The sequence below is a fragment of the Samsonia erythrinae genome, assembly GCF_004342665.1.
GTDB classification, from domain to species: domain Bacteria; phylum Pseudomonadota; class Gammaproteobacteria; order Enterobacterales; family Enterobacteriaceae; genus Samsonia; species Samsonia erythrinae.
This window is the reverse complement of record NZ_SMBY01000001.1, coordinates 538,214-553,385: the sequence shown is the minus strand read 5'-3', so window position 1 is coordinate 553,385 and position 15,172 is coordinate 538,214. Positions and strand designations below refer to the sequence as shown.

The 15,172-nt window shown below is 56.3% G+C and carries 13 protein-coding genes and 1 pseudogene; 6 read left to right on the top strand and 8 right to left on the bottom strand.

Annotated features, from left to right (window positions below; translation table 11 throughout):
• Window positions 1-6 precede the first annotated feature (6 nt).
• From EDC54_RS02505 to EDC54_RS02485, 5 genes are read right to left on the bottom strand one after another with little or no spacing between them, the layout of a single operon-like run.
• Entirely contained in the window at window positions 7-1,473 is a 1,467-nt protein-coding gene (locus EDC54_RS02505; protein ID WP_132452898.1) for an aldehyde dehydrogenase, read from the bottom strand.
• Window positions 1,474-1,484: 11 nt separating this feature from the next.
• Window positions 1,485-2,522 (bottom strand): LLM class flavin-dependent oxidoreductase, encoded by a 1,038-nt coding sequence (locus EDC54_RS02500; RefSeq protein ID WP_132452896.1) that lies wholly within the window; start codon window positions 2,520-2,522, stop codon window positions 1,485-1,487.
• Window positions 2,523-2,542: 20 nt separating this feature from the next.
• Complete coding sequence (locus EDC54_RS02495) at window positions 2,543-3,463, bottom strand: flavin reductase family protein (protein ID WP_132452894.1); 921 nt, start codon at window positions 3,461-3,463, stop codon at window positions 2,543-2,545.
• Window positions 3,450-4,295 (bottom strand): alpha/beta fold hydrolase, encoded by an 846-nt coding sequence (locus EDC54_RS02490; protein WP_132452892.1) that lies wholly within the window; start codon window positions 4,293-4,295, stop codon window positions 3,450-3,452. The genes EDC54_RS02495 and EDC54_RS02490 overlap by 14 nt, the downstream gene beginning before the upstream one ends.
• The gene (locus EDC54_RS02485) at window positions 4,267-4,869 is read right to left on the bottom strand and encodes an amino acid synthesis family protein (RefSeq protein ID WP_132452890.1); all 603 of its coding nucleotides are present in this window, start codon (window positions 4,867-4,869) and stop codon (window positions 4,267-4,269) included. The genes EDC54_RS02490 and EDC54_RS02485 overlap by 29 nt, the downstream gene beginning before the upstream one ends.
• Window positions 4,870-5,358: 489 nt before the next feature.
• Here EDC54_RS02485 and EDC54_RS02480 point away from each other — a divergent pair, with 489 nt between their 5' ends.
• The 5 genes from EDC54_RS02480 (at window position 5,359) to EDC54_RS02460 (ending at window position 10,029) form a co-directional block, all read left to right on the top strand.
• The gene (locus EDC54_RS02480) at window positions 5,359-6,036 is read left to right on the top strand and encodes a GntR family transcriptional regulator (protein WP_132452888.1); all 678 of its coding nucleotides are present in this window, start codon (window positions 5,359-5,361) and stop codon (window positions 6,034-6,036) included.
• Window positions 6,037-6,038: 2 nt separating this feature from the next.
• Window positions 6,039-6,326 carry a DUF1330 domain-containing protein gene (locus tag EDC54_RS02475; protein ID WP_132452886.1) on the top strand — a complete coding sequence of 96 codons (288 nt, stop codon included), beginning with the start codon at window positions 6,039-6,041 and terminating at the stop codon, window positions 6,324-6,326.
• 273 nt (window positions 6,327-6,599) lie between these two features.
• Entirely contained in the window at window positions 6,600-7,646 is a 1,047-nt protein-coding gene (locus EDC54_RS02470; protein ID WP_132452884.1) for an extracellular solute-binding protein, read from the top strand.
• Window positions 7,630-9,336, top strand: a complete 1,707-nt coding sequence (locus EDC54_RS02465) for an ABC transporter permease (RefSeq protein WP_132452882.1) — start codon at window positions 7,630-7,632, stop codon at window positions 9,334-9,336. The genes EDC54_RS02470 and EDC54_RS02465 overlap by 17 nt, the downstream gene beginning before the upstream one ends.
• Window positions 9,337-9,348: 12 nt before the next feature.
• Window positions 9,349-10,029 (top strand): ABC transporter ATP-binding protein, encoded by a 681-nt coding sequence (locus tag EDC54_RS02460; RefSeq protein WP_132452880.1) that lies wholly within the window; start codon window positions 9,349-9,351, stop codon window positions 10,027-10,029.
• 72 nt (window positions 10,030-10,101) lie between these two features.
• Here EDC54_RS02460 and iolE read toward each other — a convergent pair whose 3' ends face one another.
• On the bottom strand, window positions 10,102-10,992 hold the full coding sequence (gene iolE, locus EDC54_RS02455) for a myo-inosose-2 dehydratase (protein ID WP_132452878.1): 891 nt from the start codon (window positions 10,990-10,992) through the stop codon (window positions 10,102-10,104).
• A 179-nt stretch (window positions 10,993-11,171) separates the two neighbouring features.
• On the opposite strand from iolE, the pseudogene EDC54_RS18215 reads away from it, so the two are divergent.
• Window positions 11,172-11,369: pseudogene (locus EDC54_RS18215) on the top strand (transposase); the annotation flags it as partial.
• 16 nt (window positions 11,370-11,385) lie between these two features.
• On the opposite strand, the gene iolG reads toward EDC54_RS18215, so the two are convergent.
• On the bottom strand, window positions 11,386-12,369 hold the full coding sequence (iolG, locus tag EDC54_RS02445) for an inositol 2-dehydrogenase (RefSeq protein WP_132452876.1): 984 nt from the start codon (window positions 12,367-12,369) through the stop codon (window positions 11,386-11,388).
• 612 nt (window positions 12,370-12,981) lie between these two features.
• Window positions 12,982-14,913 (bottom strand): 3D-(3,5/4)-trihydroxycyclohexane-1,2-dione acylhydrolase (decyclizing), encoded by a 1,932-nt coding sequence (gene iolD, locus EDC54_RS02440; protein WP_132452874.1) that lies wholly within the window; start codon window positions 14,911-14,913, stop codon window positions 12,982-12,984.
• Between the last annotated feature and the right edge of the window lie 259 nt (window positions 14,914-15,172).

Here is a 15,172-nt window from a genome sequence, read left to right as displayed (position 1 = left end):
TGAGGTTCATCGCATGATGAAGGGATCATCAATGGGGGTATCGCTGGTACGCAGCCATACCGTTTTGGTGGTGGTGAATTCCAGTGCGGCTTCCATCCCGCCTTCCCGGCCATGGCCTGACAGGCCATAACCGCCAAACGGGGCCAGCGGGGAAACCATGCGGTACGTATTTATCCACACTACCCCGCTTCGTAACTGACGGACAACCCGGTGAGCTCTGGAAAGGTTATTGGTAAAGACGCCCGCCGCCAGACCATAATCCGTGTCGTTGGCGATTCGGATAGCCTCCGCCTCATCGCGGAAAGTCACGACGGAGAGCACCGGCCCGAACAGTTCGCGGACGACACTTTCCGCCCGCGTTGCGCCGGAGCAATCCAGAATCGTCGGGGGATAATAAAAGCCGGGCCGATCGATAGGGTAATGTCCGGTCACGACCTTCGCACCCTGTTCAACCGAACGCTGAACCACTTCCTCAATCAGCTGTTTCTGGCGCAGCGTGCACAGCGGGCCGAACTGCGTTTCAGGATCTTCCGGCCCGCCAATTCTGATGCGTTCAACCCGCTCTACCAGTTTCTCCAGCAGCCGATCTTTGATGCTCTCGGCCACCAGTAACCGGGAGCCTGCCACACAGCTTTGTCCCGATGCAGCGAAGATGGCCGCTACCTGCGCATTAGCCGCACTCTGGAGGTCAGCATCGTCAAACACGATAAACGGTGATTTCCCCCCCAGTTCCAGCGTCGTTTTACTGAGATTTTCAGCGCTGTTGCGCACGATATGGCGAGCCGTATCAGGACCGCCGGTGAAGGCGATATGGCTGACTTTGGGATGGGTCGTCAACACGGAACCGCACGACTCGGCAAAGCCGGTAATGACGTTACAGACGCCGGGCGGGAACCCCGCCTCCGCGATCAGCCGAGCGAACGCCAGCAAGGGCGTGGGAGCATTTTCGGCGGCTTTGACGACGATCGTACAGCCCGCGGCCAGCGCCGGACCGATTTTCACCGCAGAGAGAAACAGCTGGCTGTTCCAGGGAATAATCGCGGCCACCACGCCAACCGGTTCACGCCGCGTCCAGGTTTCGGTATCGGCTTTATCAATACTGAGAACCCGGCCTTCCAGCTTATCGGCCAGTCCGGCGTAATAACGGTAGTAATCGGCAACATAGGCGATCTGGGCGCGGGTTTCGCGGATGATCTTTCCGGTGTCCAACGTTTCCAGACGCGCCAGCTCATCGGCGTTCTGCTCCACCAGATCGGCCAGCCGCATCAGCATCTTGCCGCGCGCCGTCGCGGTCAGATCGCGCCATTCCGGCGCGTTGAATGCCCGATATGCGGCTTCTACCGCGCGGTTCACCTCATCGGCCCGCGCTTCGGCTATCTCCGCCCACGCCTGACCGGTGGCAGGGTTAAGGGAAGAAAACGTGGCAGAGCCCGAATCAAAATCACCATCGATAAAGAGTTTGAACGATTCCATTTTGGCACCTGTTAATGAAACTCGGGCATGACCTGATGGATAAAACGCTGCAATGAGGCTTTTTTACGTTCGAATGTCATACCGCTGTCGATCCACAGGGCAAATTCGTCGTAACCCAATGCTTCATAATGTTTGAGACGCGTAATCACTTCATTTGCGGTGCCGATGGCCAGATTTTTACGCATGGCCTCCGGGGAATAATAGGTGTTCGCCGCTATCTCATCGTCCGTCAGTGGTTGAATCAGTCCCTGACTGACCGGACGCTCATTTTTGAACCACGCGCCAAAATAGTTATAGAAGCGATTAAGCTCAACGGCGGCCTGCATCGCGTCAGCTTCGTCTTCTGCCACAAATCCGTGTTGCAACAACATGATCTTCAGGGGCTTTTCCGGGGCCAGCCGCTGACGCGCATCATGGAAGCACTCCGCCAGACGTACAATTTCCTCTTCACCTTGATGCAATGGCGTCACCTGCACATTGCAACCATTTTTGACCGCGAACTCATGGCTGTTAGGATCACGAGCCGCGATCCAGATGGGGGGATGAGGTTGCTGTTTTGGCTTCGGTGAAGAGGTAGAGAGTGGGAACTGCCAGTATTCCCCGTCGTGCGCATAATCACCCTCCCACAGTTTTTGCACGGCGGGCACCAGCTCACGCATACGCTGTCCGGCGTCCCATGCATTCAGTCCGGGCATCATACGCTCATATTCATAGCTGTAAGCGCCCCGCGCGATCCCCAGTTCAAGACGACCGTCGGTAATGATATCCGTCATCGCCGCCTCCCCCGCCAGACGCAACGGATGGTTGAACGGGGCGATGACCGTGCCGGTGCCGAGTCGCACATTTTTGGTTTTACTCGCCAGATCGGCCAGATTGATAAACGGGTTGGGCGCGATGGTGAAATTCATCCCGTGATGCTCGCCGGTCCAGATAGCATGCATGTTGGCGTTATCCGCCATTTCACACAGCGCCATCATTTCACGATACAGCTTGTCCTGCGGCTCATCTGGGGAGATGCGCTCCATATGGATAAACAATGAGAGTTTCATAGGGTACTCCGGTATAGGTTTCAGCTGGCGAATTGTTTTATTGAACCGTTGATTTCATCGCCGTAATAGATGCTGTAATTGCCGACGCTGTTCTCTCTGACAAAGCGATTCATCAACGATTTCAGTGCGGAATCACGCATCGATAATGACGATAATCTATCCAGATCGAACCACTCTCCCTGATGAAGCGGGGTAAGCGCGGTATCCGTCGGTAAGGGACAAAGAAAGACGATGTGCTGCTTATTGTTCTGACGATCTTCATAGACGGAATAGACAAACCCGGGATTGGCGTTTACCCCCAGTTCCGCAATCAACGCCTCCAGCGTGTCGCTGACGCTTCCTTTTTCTACGCTGCGCGTCGGCAGGCTGGCGGCGCCGTCTTTCTGCACCATGATCGCGTGTCCGTTACACTCGATCAGCGCGCTCACTTCCACGCTCAGACGGTGGATCAACGTCTCGGCGTTGTGATAAGGCGTAAAATAGGCCCCCCGGTAATAGCCCAATCCCGCTGTGGCCTGAGATTCAAAATCCTCCACGCGGCCGATGAGGATAGCGTGGTCGCCGGCATCAACGACCTGATGCAGAGTGCAATCAAACCACGCAGACGCGCCATCAATTATCGGCGTCCCCTTTTCACTGGCGTGCCAGTCGACCAACCCGAAACGGTCTTCTACCTTCGAGGCAAAAATATTCGACGTCTCTTTCTGCTGTTCGGCCAGAATGTTCACCGCGAAGTGAGAGCACTCGGTGAAATTGGCGAAATTCGCCGAGCGTTTGTCAATACTCACCAGCAGCAGCGCCGGATCCAGCGAGACCGAGGTGAATGAATTTGCGGTAAAACCAATGGGCTGCTGCGTTTTATCGCGACTGGTGACAACCGTGACGCCGGTCATAAATGCGCCGAACGCGTCACGCAGCTGTCTGCGTTTATCTGTCTGCATGAGAAACTCCTGCCAGTTCGTTCGTCTTGCATCCCGCGGATGCGGTTAAAAAATTCAGCATCTCGGTATTCACCCGTCCAGCGTTAGTCAGATTAACCATGTGACGTGCGCCGGCGATGATCACCGCCTGACCGTGAGGCGCGGCGGCGGCCATCGCCTGAGCCATTTGCGGGTTTGAATTGGCATCCAGTTCGCCGGTCAACACCAGCACCGGACAGCGTATTTCCCCCCACCGATCGGCGTACACGTCATCGCCGCTGGCGAATGCCTGATACGCGGCGGCGTAACCGCCGAGGCTCACCTGTTGCAGCCAGTCGCCAACCTGATTACGCAGCATGACGTCATGTTCCTCATCGCTGAACCAGCGCGCCAGCGGCGAATCCAACTGCGCGTTCCCGGCGGCCAGTTCCCTCGCCCGCTGCTGTACAGCCTTACGCGCCGTTTCGCTACGGCGGTAAACGCCGCTCATCACCACGGCATGGCTGACAAGCGCGGGAAAATCGATCGCCAGCCCTGCGGTGATCAGCGCGCCCATCGAGTGTCCGGCGACGGCAAAACGCGTTTCCTGACGCGTGCGGAGAAAAGCGGCCAGCCAGGCCACATAATCCGGCAGCGTGGCCGCTTCCCTGAACCCTTCACTCTCGCCATGCCCCGGCATATCGACGGCGATAACCCGAAAATACTGACTCAGCGCCTCGATTTGCGGATACCAGGATGCGGCGTTCATCCCCACGCCGTGCACCAACACCAAAGGGTCGCCGACGCCAGCCTCAAGGTAGCTGACCTGCATAGGAGAATGAAATTCAGACAGCCGCTGGGTTTTTCGCATCATGGCCTAACTCTTTCAGGTCTGAATAACGATTGCCGATACGGTGATGCGGACGACCGCTCAACCCGGCCCCCAGCGCCACGACGATCTCGTCGGAGTGAGGAGCATCGCCGATGTTGAACTGCATGGTCAGGTAGTGTTCACGGCTACCTTCATCGTTGATGTTCATCATTGGAACAAAGATTGGCGAGTTAGCCGGCCCGCGCGTGTTGTTAAAGGCGAGGTAGTTTTTGCTTTGCACCGCATTGCGATAGTGATTGCCGAAGTGCAGCGTATGGATCAGCGCCGAAGCATGCTCCAATTCGCCATCAAGACCAACAATGGCGCTTTTACCGAAGGCCTCCACATTCTGCCCGCCGCCGGCTTCCTTAATGATGAGGCCCGTCAGCAATTCGCCCAGCACGGGCGCCAGTTCCCGAATCTCTGGCGATAGATCATCCACATACCCTTTTCCTGCCCACGGGTTTTTAATCACCGCGGCGGCGGCAATCATGACCAGTGGCTTAGCGGCGGTTTTACCGCCATCGATGTAAGTCGTTTCTGTTGTGACTAACGTTTTACGAATTGCCTGATGCATGACGACTCCCTTTAAACGTAAATAATTTGATAAAAAATTGTTTCGCACTTGGTATAGCACTATAAAAATTGACGTGTCAAAATATGGTATACCAACATACGGTATGACATTTAGTTTGCATCACTCGATAAACATGAGGTTTCAAAAATCTCAGTTGGCTGATTTAACAGATGTTTTTTAGCAAATACGTGAATAAACACGGCAATTTGTCAAGAGATGAAAACAGTGCGAACTTGCTCCCCATTAACGGGAATTTTTTTATTTACGAACAATCACATAGAGTGAATTCCTTCGGCGTTGCCGTCAGGGCGATAGGCAATTTGCAAAAATGTGAACCAGAGCGAATTATGAAATTTTGCACGCGAAGAAGCGTGATGCAGCCATACAGGCAACGGCATCAAGATAACCAAACACGGATAACAACCTGATGCCGTGACTGCATTATACTGAGCTGATTACGTTAACCTGGATGAACCACTGAGGGCCCTGATGGCTGAAACCCATTCATTACGAATCGAAAATACGCCGGTTACTCTGCGTGAACTGGCGCTGGAGAAAGTGAGACAGGCGATTATTACCGGTTATTTTCAGGCAGGAGACCGGTTGGTTGAGCGTCGCCTTACCGAGGAGCTGGGGGTCAGCCGCAGCGTGGTGAGAGAAGTGATTCGCTATCTTGAGGCAGAAGGGTTAATCGATATTTTGCCGAACAAGGGGCCCATTGTCGCCATCCTGACATGGGAGATTGCAGAACAAATTTATAACATTCGTATGCTTCTGGAGCAGCAAGCCGCGCGGGACTGCGCCATAAACGCCAAAAAGAGCGATAAAGCATTGCTCCAGAAACAGTTACAGCAAATCGCCCAGGCTTCCAGAGAACATAATGATGTCAGTCGAATCGATGCGTCACAGGCCTTTTATGAAACGCTTTTCCGGGTGGCGAAACATACCATCGCCTGGGAGATTGTGCAGCGCCTTAACAGTCGCATCAGCCGACTGCGCGCCATGACGCTGGCCTACCCTGACCGTGAGGTCGCAGGCTTCGAACGGATGTCACGCATATGTGCGGCGATTGAAAAAAATGCGCCAGAGGAAGCACAACAGGCCGTCATGGAACATCTGACAGAAGCCGCCGCGCTGGCGAAACGTATTCTAACCACTCAGGAGTAACTATGGCTGCTTACTGGATTGCGCACGTTACCATTCACGACCATGAACAATATCAACGGTATATGGATTTAGCGCCGGCGGCATTTAAACAATTCAATGCCCGCTTTCTGGCCCGGGGAGGACAGTCTGAATCCCCTGAAGGTCCGGTTTACGACAAACATGTCGTGATTGAATTTGATGATTATGAGCACGCGCTTGCCTGCTACCACTCAGACGCCTATCAAAACGCCCGCAGAGAACGGCAACATATCGCAGAAGCGATGATTACCATTGTCGATGGTCAGCGGTAATCCAGCGACAATCGTTACCGATACCGTCATCGAGCGAGGCCTGGCATAGCGTCAGGCGATAATCGCGCCGATATATCCTACTGTTCCTAATGCGCGAATAGCGTCATGCCTTGCACGATGGAGGGCTGTCGCCATCCATTTTATGTGCCTAATCACCGAGCAAAATGAGATTGCAAACAAGAGTGATTATCATATATAGTTTTTGTTGCCTACCGAAAATATCGCTTAACTTTATTAGGTTACACATTCTATTACTCTGGAGAAAATAACAACATGTCCACGACGCTCTCTGCTCTGCGCAAAAAAGCGCGCCGGCTTGCGCTGGCCTCCTCGCTGTTAATGGTCTATGCGTTACCGGCCACCGCGCAGGACTCTCTCACCCTCTACACCACGCGTGAACCCGGCTTGATCCAACCGTTGCTTGAGGCGTTCACGCAAGAAACGGCGGTTAAGGTGAATACCGTGTTCATTAAAGACGGCATGCTGGAGCGCGTGAAAGCGGAAGGCAAGAACTCGCCGGCAGACCTGCTGATGACCGTTGATGCCGGTAACCTCATCGATCTGGTGGAAGCGGGCGTCACGCAGCCGATTCATTCCAGCGTATTAACCGACGTGATCCCTGCCGCGCTGCGCGATAAAGACAACCAGTGGTTTGGTCTGTCGATGCGCTCCCGCGTGCTGTATGCAGAGAAATCACTGCCGTTGACCAGCATCACTTACGAAAACCTGGCTGACCCGAAATGGAAAGGCAAAGCGTGCATCCGCGCAGGTCAACACCCTTACAATACCGCGCTGGTCGCCGCCATGATTGCCCACCACGGCGAAGCCAAAACCGAAGACTGGCTGCGCGGGGTGAAAAACAATCTGGCACGCAAAGCCACCGGCGGTGACCGCGACGTGGCCCGTGATATTCTCGGCGGCATCTGTGATGTCGGTCTGGCAAACTCCTACTATGTCGGGCACATGAAGAATGCGAAAGAAGGCACCGACGCCCGTAAATGGGGCGATGCCATCAAAGTTATCCAGCCGACCTTTGAAAAAGGCGGCACGCACGTCAATATCAGTGGTGCGGCGGTCGCGCGCCATGCGCCGCATAAAGACCAGGCCGTGAAGCTGATGGAATATCTGGTTTCCGCACAGGCTCAGCAGCTTTACGCGCAGGCCAACTATGAATACCCGGTTCGCCAGGGCGTGACGCTGGATCCCACCATCGGCAGCACCATTGGTGAAGTTAACGTGGATAGCATTCCGCTGACCGACATTGTTAAATTCCGTAAACAGGCCAGCCAGTTGGTAGACAAAGTTGGATTCGATCAATAAGACCGTTTCGTCAGATATGCGCGGCGCCTCCGGGCGGCCGCGCTTCTTTTTTTCTCCACTTCGTATTGCTGCCGTCCTCATTACGCTGGGCGTGCTGGCGCCGCTGGTTTCCCTGCTGTGGTTAGCCGCGGGCGCGGGCGTCGGCCATTGGGATCACCTGATGCGCTACGTCTTGCCCGATGCGGCGCTCAACACGCTGATTCTGCTCGTCGGCGTCGGCGCATTCGTCATGGTCATTGGCGCAGGCTGCGCCTGGCTGGTGACCGCGTTTGATTTCCCCGGCAAACGAGTATTTAGCTGGGCGCTGATATTGCCGCTGGCGATGCCAACCTACATCGTCGCTTTCGCCTGGCTTGATTTGCTGCACCCTATCGGCCCGATTCAGGACGTCATCCGCAGCCTGCTGGGCTACGACAGCCCGCGCCAGTTCCGTCTGCCGGACCTGCGCTCGATGCCGGGCGCGATCGTGCTGCTCGGTCTGGTGCTCTACCCCTATGTATACCTGACCATGCGTGCGATGTTCGTCAGCCAACCGGCTCACCTGCTGGAAGCCGCCCGCACGCTGGGGCTGAGCGCAATGGGCACGTTTCTGCATGTCGCCCTGCCAATGGCGCGCCCGGCGCTGGCCGTTGGCACCAGTCTGGCGCTGCTGGAAACGCTGAATGATATCGGCGCGTCCGAATTTCTTGGCGTGAATACGCTGACCGTGACGGTTTACACGACCTGGGTTACCCGCTCGGATCTCCCCGCCGCGGCACAAATTGCCTGCACCATGCTGACGGTGGTTATTCTGTTACTGACGCTGGAATACTACGGCAGGAAAAATCAGCGCTACGGCACCAGCCGACAAATGCGCGGCATCCTGCCCACGCCGCTGACCGGCGTCCGCGCCTGGCTGGCGACCACCCTGACCGCACTACCGATCCTGCTCGGTTTCATCGCCCCCTCCCTTTTTCTGGCGTGGGAAAGCGCCAAACGACTGGGCGACAGCATCACGATCTCCGCCGGCCTGTTACAGGCATTGCAGAACTCACTGATGCTGGCCGTCGGCGTCACCGTTGTCGTCACGTTCGTCAGCCTGATTATTGCGTGGTATGCCCGCCATTCAGCCATGACCGATCGCACGCCGGAACGTCGCCGCACTGTATTGAGGATCGCCTCACTGGGCTATGCCGTTCCCGGTACGGTACTGGCGATTGGCCTGCTGACGCCCGGTATGGCGACGGATAATTTTCTCGCCGGATTGATCGGCTATCAGGGATTGCCGCTGCTTTCTGCCGGGATCCTGCTGGTGGTTTGCTGCGCTATTCGCTTTATGGCAATAGCCATTGGTGCGCTGGATGCCGGGCTGACGCGTATTCCTCCGGTTATGGAACAGGCGTCGCGGCTGCTGGGCGAAAGCGAGTGGGCGACCTTCTGCCGCGTGCACCTCCCTCTGCTGCGTCCGGCGCTGGCGACCAGCGCCCTGCTGGTCTTTGCAGATGCCATGAAAGAACTCCCGGCGACGCTGCTGCTGCGCCCCGTCAATTTCGAAACTCTGGCGACCGTCCTCTATGCCGAAGCCGCCAGAGGCACCTATGAAGAAGGCGCGCTGGCCGCATTGCTGATTGTTATCGCCGGGACGCTCCCCGTCGTACTGCTGGCGCGCAGCCAGTTAACAACACCGCTGGAAAAACAAGGATCATCATGAGGAAGTGGAAAGGTGTCTGACGCAATGCTCGTTCTGAATAATGTCTACGTGGCCTACGGGCACAAGCATCGCCTGCATCACGTCTTAAACGGTTTTTCCATGCAGATTGCCGCCGGTGAACTGTCCTGCCTGCTGGGTGCTTCCGGGTGCGGAAAAACGACCGTGTTACGCGCGATTGCCGGGTTTGAACACGTCATACAGGGTACGATACACGTCAATGGCCGCTGCGTGGCCGGTCCGCATCTGCATCTGCCGCCGGAACAGCGTAACGTTGGCATGGTGTTTCAGGACTACGCCCTGTTTCCCCATCTGACAGCCGCACAGAACATCGCCTTTGGCCTGCGCAAACAGCCGAAAGATCGCCAGCAATCGCGCGTCCGCGCCCTGCTTGAGCTGATCGACCTCACCTCGCTGGCGCACCGCTACCCGCACGAGATGTCCGGCGGACAGCAGCAGCGTATCGCGCTGGCGCGGGCGCTGGCGCCGCAACCCGCCGTTCTGCTGCTGGATGAACCGCTCTCCAGCCTCGATCCTGACAGCCGTAAACGACTGGGGCAGGATGTGCGCGATATCCTGCGCGATGCCGGACAAACCGCGCTTCTGGTCACGCACAGCGAACAGGAAGCCGAGCTGATGGCCAGCCACATTGGTGATTTGAAAGAAGGGACGCTGCAATGGCGGGAGGAAGCCTGACGCCCGCGCGTCACGGAAATGCGCGCTGGAGAATCGGCTTCACCAAGAAGCCGATATGCCTATTCGCCGGGATTAGATCAATCCAGCCTGCCGGGCAAAACGCTGCAAGTTATTGTAGCCCAATGTCGCATAGGTCAGCGGGTGCGCGACCGCCGGATCCTGTTCGGCTTCAACAACCAGCCATCCCTTGTAGCCGTTCGCTTTCAGTAGGCTAAACAGCGCCGGATAGTCCACGCAGCCATCGCCCGGAACGGTAAAGACGCCGCTGAGAACCGCATCCAGAAAGCTGGTTTTACGGTTTTTCACGTCGTTAAGGACATCCGGACGGATGTCCTTACAGTGAACATGATTGATACGGCGAATCCAGCGTCTGGCGACGGCCAGCGGATCGGCCCCCGCGAACGTCAGGTGTCCGGTATCCAGCAGCAGCCCGACTTCCGGCCCGGTATGCTCCATCAAGCTATCCACCTCCTGCGCGCTTTCTATCAGGGTTCCCGTGTGGTGGTGATAGGCAATCTGTACGCCCTGACTTTGCGTATAGCGCGCAAATTCCGTCAGCTTGTTGCCATATTCCGCCCAGCGCTCCGCGGGAAAATGCGGACGCAGATGTACCGGTTTCTGCTGATCGCCGTGGATCGCCCCCGTGACTTCGGCAAACACCAGCACGGTGGCGCCAAGCTCGCGTAACAGCGTCAGGTGTCCCTGCACCGCCTCAATCTCCTCTTCTACCGAGCGGGTAAGCAGTTCGCCGGAATACCAGCCGGAGACTAAACGCAGATCGTGCGCTTGCAGAATCGGCCCCAGCACGCTCGCCTGACGCGGGAACTTGTTGCCTAATTCAAAACCGACGAAGCCCGCCTGTCGGCCTTCACTCAGACAGGTTTCCAGCGGCGTGTCCGCGCCCAGAGAAGGCAGGTCGTCATTTGTCCAGGTAAGTGGATTGATACCAAGTTGAACCGTCATAAGATTTTCCTTCATTCATGCAGATAGAACCTGATTAACTTTGCTGACGCCAGACGGCGATCGCGTGCAGGCGCTGATGCCTCACTTGCTCAGTCAATTCGCCGCCATCAAGATTGTTATCAAGCCGAAACGTTACACGGCGCCGGCGAGACGCCCGCCCGCTATAACCGGTGCCGATTCAGTTCCGGCCACTGTTTCTGCCGACCTATTCGCCGTGGCTGAATCCGATAGAGCGACTATGGCTATCGTTACACGAAACGATAAGGCGACACCTTCAGTGCCGGCACATGTGACAGTTACTGAAACAGGTAACGCAATTTATGAATGCAGCTTTACCGCTTCCCGGCAATCAACCTGGCCGGACTAAAGTGGAGCGGCAATATAAGAAGCTATTTAGACGGCAACCTCCCGCCCCTGAGCCAGCGACGCCAGCGCTTTATCAGCCAGATTCAGCGCACGTTCGCCATCCACCCCGGAACACGCCGGCGGACGCCCATTCAGCACATCGACAAAGTGCTGCCACTCCGCGGCGTAGGCCGCGTGATAGCGTTGCAGGAAGAAATATTCAGGTTTCGCAGACAGACACCCTTCGTCAGTCCACTGCTCAACCATATTTTCGCGAACATTGCCGGCGGTGAGCACACCCTTCTCGCCATGCAACTCAAGACGCTGATCGTAGCCATAGCCGGAACGGCGGCTGTTGACGATCGTCGCCATTGCGCCAGAGGCAAATTTCAGCACGACAAACGCGGTATCAATATCGCCAGCCGCACCAATCGCCGGATCGACCAGATTGCTGCCTTGTGCAAACACCGACACCGGCTCTTCGCCCATGATGAAACAGGCCATATCGAAATCATGGATCGTCATATCGCGGAACAATCCGCCGGAAACGCGGACATAGTCGGCTGGCGGCGGGGACGGATCGCGGGAAATAATCAGAAGGGATTCCAGCTTGCCGATATTGCCCTCGGCGGCCAGCGTTTTGACCCGGCGGAACTGCGGATCGTAGCGACGATTGAAGCCGACAAAGAGCGGTACATTCTCCTGTTTGACGACCGTCAGGCAGTCCCGAACGCGGGCAATATCCAGATGCACCGGTTTTTCACAGAAGATGGCTTTACCCTTTCTGGCGGCCAGCTCAATCAAATCGGCGTGCGTATCCGTCGCGGAGGCGATCAGGACGCCATGTACCGCTGGATCGTTCATGGCTTCATCCACCGTTTGTACTTTGGTGTGGTAACGTTCGGCCAACGTCGCGGCATTGGTTGGATTGGGATCGACCACCGCGTACAGGTTAGTCTCTTTGTGCGCCGCGATATTCACCGCATGGACCTGCCCAATACGGCCCGCTCCCAATAAAGCGATGTTAAACATAGATGCTCCCTTGCTATCTGAGTGGCGTTTAACGCCAGACTGTAAAAGTGACGGGATAACGACTCACCTCATCACCCGATTTTTACCGCAAATCCTGATAGTCAATAATAAAACATTTATTTCAGTTTTATATAAAACTGAAAATTATATTTTTGCGCACTAGTTAACATTTTCATGACATCTTCGCTGTTTTCTGTAATCACAATCACACATCGTGTGAGCGCTTCTGAAGCGGCATACAGGACAAATAAAGGGGGTGGGCAGGTGCTGATACATCGCAGGAAGGAAAATGAAACCACGGTTTAAAATGAAATGAATATTTCAGTTGGATTGCTTATTCAGGGTACTTTCGGCGTTCATGACCGCTGTTCGGGCCGCCAGTGACGCGAGTACTCGTCCCATAAACGGGACTCGTCCTTCCGGGCCAGCGCAAGTGCTGTTCGAAACGCCCCTGACGTTTTTTGTCCGACGTGACGCAAGTCTGGGCCGCATCCATGCAGCTCATCCTAAGCCTGTTATCTCCCAGCCTAATTTCTGACGCCGGGTAACCCCCCATCCTACTGGCGACCCAGGTTATTTGCAGCTAAAAGACCGCCACGAAGGGGAGATCACCTAATACTGCCGCGCGCGGGAGAGCGCCGTTTTTACGCTATTGGCCGCCGCCTCAATCGCTGGGTTGTCGGCAACCTGCGCCGTTCCGGTGCGCCACCAGGATTCATAGCCGTGTGTCATCGTTTTAGGCAGCACTTTGATATCCAACAGCACCGGCCCCGGGTGCTGACGTGATTCCGCCAGCGCCTGACTGAGCGACGCTTCGTCATGCACCCGCCATGCTTTGCAGCCATAGCTTTCCGCATTCCTGGCGAAATCCACCGGAACAAGTGCGCCGCGCAGTTGCCCTGACGCCGCATCGCGGTAGCGATTTTCCGTACAGAAGCTGCCCATTCCCTGACTCATTTGCAGGTTGTTGATACAGCCGAAGCCGGCGTTGTCGAACAACAACACCGTCACTTTAATGCCTTCCTGCACCGCCGTTTGCAGTTCGGTATGCAGCATAAGATAGGAGCCGTCGCCCACCATGGCGTAGACCGGCTGCTGCGGCGCGGCCAGACGGGCACCAATCGCCGCGGCAATCTCGTACCCCATGCAGGAGTAACCGTATTCCAGATGATAGCTGTCCGGGGTTTTTACCTGCCACACGCGCTGTAAGTCCCCCGGCAACGATCCGGCCGCGCCCACCACAATCGCGTTGTCTTCCAGCGCCTCATTTAATAGCCCCAGCACGCGCGTTTGCGTCAGGCGGGTGTTCAATGTCTGGCGATACTCATCCAGCCTCTCTTGCAGGCCATCCACCACTTCCGGAACCCACGCCCCCCGGTCCTGCACGTTAAACAAGCGCTGCAACTCCCGCACCCATTCCGCGCGAGCCTGTTCCACCGCCTGCTGCCAGTCACTGCGGTAAGACACTGTCGCAAGCCGTTCTGTCAGCGCATCCAGCCCGACGCGCGCATCGGCGATCAAGGGCAGCGCATCCAGTTTCAGCGCATCAAACTCGGCAACGTTGAGCAATAAAAACTCCACGTCTGGATTCTGAAACTGCGACTTGGAACCGGTCGTAAAATCGGTTAACCGCGTTCCGACGCCGATAATCAAGTCCGCTTCCTGCGCCAGCCGATTCGCGGCCAGCCCCCCCGTCACCCCGATGCCGCCGCAGTTCAACGGATGAGATGAAACGATCGCCCCCTTACCCGCCTGCGTTTCGCTAAACGGAATCGCAAACTGCTCGACAAACTGCGCCAGCGCCTCATGCGCGCCGGAATAACGAACGCCCCCACCGCAAATCAGCAGCGGACGACGCTTACGCGCAATCAGCGCGGCGGCGTCGCTCAGCCGCGCGGCATCCGGCGGACGCCGTTCAAGACGATGGACGCGCTTGCGGAAAAATGACGCGGGATAATCCCAGACTTCCGCCTGCACATCCTGCGGCAGGCACAGCGTCACCGCGCCGGTATCGGCCGGATCGGTCAGCACGCGCATGGCGTTAAGCAGTGCGCTCATCAATTGTTCAGGCCGGTTAATTCGATCCCAATAGCGGGAGACGGGTTTAAAACAGTCATTGGTGCTGATCGACAAATCGTGATATTGCTCGACCTGTTGCAACACGGGGTCAGGCTGACGGCAGGCAAAAAGGTCACCGGGCAGGAGCAGCACGGGAATGCGGTTCGCGGTCGCCGTCGCGGCGGCCGTCACCATATTCGCCGCCCCCGGACCTACCGACGAGGTCACCGCGTAGATTTTGCGCCGCTTGTGCTGTTTCGCGAACCCGACGGCGATATGCGCCATCCCCTGTTCGTTGCATCCCTGATGCACGGTGAGACGGTGCGCTTCCTGTTCCAGCGCCTGCCCAATACCCAGCACATTGCCGTGACCGAAAATGGTCATCACCCCCTGCACAAAGGGCGATTCCTCACCATCAATGCTGATGTACTGTTGGTTAAGGAACCTGACCAGCGCCTGCGCCATGGTGATGCGACACGTATCCATTTGATCTACTCCTTCACGTAAGGAAAAGTGAAAATGACCGATCCCTGCGGCAATATTGAAATACGCGGCCTGCCACGGGGTGACGCCTCTTCGCCGGGCCAGCCATCCTCTTCATCTTGATACCTCATGACAGTATATGAAATGAAAATTTCATTTCATTAAAAAACAAAACAAATATTAATTATTGTGATCCGCTGCGAATTTTTATGTCGCCTAGAAGCCGACGGTCCGCGAAGCGTGGCGAGCCCCTCGAAACCTG